Here is a 4,269-nt window from a genome sequence, read left to right on the forward strand (position 1 = left end):
ATCTGCTTCCATTCCCGGAAAAATCAATATTTCTGAAACCACCTATAATGAAATCAAAGAAGACTTCCCCTGTACCTATCGGGGAGAAATTCAGATTAAAAACAGGGAGATGATGAGGATGTATTTTTTGGATTGAAAATTACTTTATACATGAAAAAAGGTTGAGCCGATAATTGCTCTTTCGAAAAGATTTAATTGTGGTAATTAAGAGATATTTCAAATTATTGTTAACTCAATAATTTATTTTTTTTCATTTTGAATGAAACACTAATTAAATTATCTATAATTAAATACTAAAAATAAAAAAAAAATCTACCTATCGCATTGAAATACAGTTAATTAAAATATTTTTTTTAATTCATTTTGAATAGATTTGATAAGAAATTATAACCACAAACCCATGAAACTTTATACGCTATTCACTATTTTGATTTGCTTTACTTTTTTCGAAGCCAAGTCCCAACAAGCTACTTATTCCAAAAATCCATCTCAAATGTCAAAATATGAATTTTTAAACCTTGCCTCAGATTCAGATTCACTTACTGCAGCTGTCAATATGTTTTTTAGAAAAAGAAAAAATTCAACCACCTCCGGATTAATTTTAGCAGGTGGTGCAACATTTATAGGATTGGTGGTCTCTCTTACCCATGCTACAAGTCAAGCAATTGGAACTATTGGTGGAATTGTTAATGGAAAACCTGTGGAAGACACCAATGATCCTGGGGGAACCATAGCATTAGTAGGACTAGCGGGAGGTACAGCAATCACCACAATTGGACGGTCAACGTACACTAAAAACAATTTAATGAAAGTGATAACAGAATATCAAGAAACAAATAAAATTTCAGATCGGTATTCAACTAAGCTGGTTCCTAGGGATTTTCATTTTAAAACAAACCGACATTGACTAGATCAAAAATATCTTAAATCTTGGATTTGACCAAGTTGTGATGTATTGTATATTGATTCCATATTTTGAAACGTGAATATTAAAAGTGGCTTCAACACTTTTACTTCTCAAACCACTCCCACAAAATCCTACTCACCTTTCGTTGCAATTCATAGGCAGCATTGTCATCCTCCCATCTTTGGTCTTCATTGTTTTTGGTGGTGATATAAAAAACATAATCTCCTTTTGGGGCATTGACCATCACTAATTCTGATCTTGAGGCATTGACCATTCCCTGTTTGGATGCTGTCTGAATATGTGGAGGTATAACAGAAAGTGAATATTCGTCAATAAATACATTGGACATCAAGCGGTACATTCTATCGCAAGCTTCTTTACTGACCATTTCACCCTTTCTGATTTTCACCAACAGTTGGGCCATTTCCCGAGGAGTAGTCTGACCCCAACCGTACACTTTCCAGATTTCCTCCCTACCCGGCGTCCGTGAATTGACCCTTGTATGTTCAAACCCTAAATCCTCCATGATTTCGTTGATTCTTTGACCTCCACCGGCCAAAGCCTGACACCAAAGAGATGTGGTATTGTCACTGTAAGAAATCATCAAGGACATCAACACGCTCAATTCAGTTTCTACACTGTCCTTGAAAAACTGCATCAGCCCGGAACCACCATATTTGATGGAATCCCTGTAGACCAATTTTTGATGGTACTCCAATTCACCCTTTTCAATTTTGTCCATCACGCCAACCAAAATCGGGACTTTTACAATACTGGCCGTTGGGAAAATGGTATCTGCATTGATAGCGACTTCCTCATTGGTCTTAAGGTTGTAAACATAAATACCCACATCACCTTTAAAGTCCTTAATCTCATTTTTTAATAAGTCTTGAAGACTTTGTTTTTGGCCATAGGCATTAAAACTCCAAAAAAGAATTATCCATAAGAAGGAATTGAAGCGCATAAGATCTGATTTCTAATATCAATAAATAAACCGATTTAATAATATTAAATAAAAGTAGTAATAATATTAATTTTAGATTTCGGTTTACTAAAAATCTACCCGTTCTAAATAAAAAAATGATCCTTTGATGATGCTCGAACAATATCAATGAATATCAAATATCCACAAATATCTGATTTTATAGATTCGGCTGTGAATCCAGTTACTAAGTTTTATGAAACATTTACAAATCCTATTTCATCCAATTCACTTTTCCCTTGACCACATCCCTAGAATTGCCCCCGACCATAATTTCAAACTCTCCCGGTTCCCAATCAAAATCAAGGTCATAATTGTAGAATTTCAAATCTTCGGCGGAAATTTCAAAAGTTACTGTTTTGGACTCACCTGCTTTTAAGGCTACTTTCTGAAAACCTTTCAGTTCCTTGACAGGCCTCGTCATACTTGCAACAATATCCCTGATATACAATTGCACCACTTCTGAACCATCATATTTTCCGGTGTTTTTCAAGTTGATAGTTACCTGAAGTTTTTGATCACCTTTCAGGTCTTTACTGCCAAGTTTCAGATCACCATATTCAAAAGTGGTATAGCTCAAACCATACCCAAATGGATACAAAGGGTCATTGGAAACATCAAGGTAATTGGGCCGGAATTTTTGGAACCATTCACCTTCGGGTAGTGGTCTTCCTGTACTCTTGTGGTTATAGTAAATTGGAATCTGTCCGACATTTTGCGGGAAAGTGGCTGTAAGTTTGGCCGATGGATTTACATCTCCGAACAATACATCAGCAATCGCATCACCCGCCTCAGAACCAGCAAACCATGCATTGAGTATCACCGGCATATTTTCATCTTCCCACTTCAATGCCAAGGGTCTTCCTGTAAACAATACCATTACGATAGGCTTCCCGGTTTTCAATAAGGCTTTCAGTAAATCCCTTTGGTTTTCATCCAAATCTATATTGGTCATACTGGAGGCTTCCCCTGTCATTTCAGCAGATTCACCCATGGCAGCAATGATCACATCTGCATTTTTTGCTACTTCCAAAGCTTCCTCAATCAAGACAGATGCAGGTCTGTTGTCTCTGAAAGTGGGTTTCCCGAAAATACTTACCCTAGATTCCAACAACGAATCAGCCACCACATTGGATCCTTTGGCATAAACTATATTTGCTCGGTCACCTACTGCATTTTTCAGACCATCATGAAGGGAAACAGATTCTTCGAATTTGCCTGCTACACTCCAAGTTCCGGTCATGTTTTCCCTGTTGTCCGCCAAGGGGCCTATTAGGGCGATGGTTCCTTTCTTTTGGATTGGTAGAATATTGCCCTCATTTTTGAGGAGCACAATGGATTGAGAAGCTATTTCTCTTGCTGTTTTTCTGTTTTCATTGGTGAAAACTTCCTTCTTAGCTCTCTCAGCATCCGTATATCGATAGGGATCATCAAAAAGCCCAAGTTTGAATTTGGCCACCAAAATCAATCTAGCAGCATTGTCAATCTGTTTTTCCGTCACCAATCCTTCTTTCAAAGATTTCTCCAAAGTGGTCAAAAATCCTTCCCCAACCATATCCATTTCCACCCCAGCATTGAGTGCCATAGCAGAGACAGTCTGCAAATCTCCCAACCCATGATCAGTCATCTCATTGATGGCTGTATAATCTGTCACTACAAACCCATCAAATCCCCACTGCTCTCTGAGAACATCGGTCATCAGCCATTTATTACCACTCGCCGGAATGCCATCAATATCATTGAAAGAGGTCATGACTGTACCTACACCAGCCTCTACAGCTGCTTTGTATGGTAGAAAATATTCATTAAACATTTTTTGTCGGCTCATATCTACTGTATGGTAGTCCCTTCCAGCTTCAGGCGCTCCATAAAGCGCGAAATGCTTGACGCAGGCCATAATGGTATTGTTGAGACTGAGGTCATCTCCTTGGTATCCTTTAATCATGGCTTTGGCTATTTGTGCTCCGAGATAGGGGTCTTCGCCATTTCCTTCAGAAACCCTTCCCCATCTTGGGTCTCTTGACACATCGGTCATGGGTGAAAAAGTCCAATTGATCCCATCAGCACTGGCTTCATTGGCCGCAATCCTTGCAGACTTTTCGATCAGTTCCATATCCCAACTGCTGGCTATCCCTAATGGAATGGGAAAAACTGTTTCATATCCGTGAATTACATCCATCCCGAAAATCATTGGAATGCCCAAGCGGCTTTCCTCCACAGCAACTTTTTGGACATCCCGAATCTTTGCGACTGTTTTGATATTGAAAAGTCCCCCGACTTTCCCAGCCTTGATTTTTTCGGCAATGTTAGAACTGGCTGCCTGCCCAGTAGTGAAATCACCAGCTGCAGGAAGATTGAGCTGTCCGATTTTTTCTTCCAA

At 38.8% G+C, this 4,269-nt stretch carries 4 protein-coding genes; 2 read left to right on the plus strand and 2 right to left on the minus strand.

The genetic code is table 11. The annotated features are described in order from the left end of the window. Nucleotides 1-10 precede the first annotated feature (10 nt). Together ACEW8U_RS23625 and ACEW8U_RS23630 are read left to right on the plus strand one after the other, a co-directional pair. Complete coding sequence (locus ACEW8U_RS23625) at nt 11-136, plus strand: adenylate/guanylate cyclase domain-containing protein (protein WP_373524524.1); 126 nt, start codon at nt 11-13, stop codon at nt 134-136. Between the two features lie 264 nt (nt 137-400). Beyond that, nucleotides 401-907 carry a hypothetical protein gene (locus ACEW8U_RS23630; protein WP_373524521.1) on the plus strand — a complete coding sequence of 169 codons (507 nt, stop codon included), beginning with the start codon at nt 401-403 and terminating at the stop codon, nt 905-907. Nucleotides 908-1,010: 103 nt separating this feature from the next. On the opposite strand, the gene ACEW8U_RS23635 is transcribed toward ACEW8U_RS23630, so the two are convergent. Together ACEW8U_RS23635 and bglX are read right to left on the minus strand one after the other, a co-directional pair. Continuing rightward, the gene (locus ACEW8U_RS23635; RefSeq protein ID WP_373524522.1) at nt 1,011-1,871 is read right to left on the minus strand and encodes a serine hydrolase; all 861 of its coding nucleotides are present in this window, start codon (nt 1,869-1,871) and stop codon (nt 1,011-1,013) included. 232 nt (nt 1,872-2,103) lie between these two features. After that, nucleotides 2,104-4,269: beta-glucosidase BglX (gene bglX, locus ACEW8U_RS23640; protein ID WP_373524523.1), on the minus strand; the 2,166-nt coding region annotated here is incomplete at its 5' end.

The organism is Aquiflexum sp., from assembly GCF_041751335.1.
GTDB lineage: Bacteria > Bacteroidota > Bacteroidia > Cytophagales > Cyclobacteriaceae > Aquiflexum.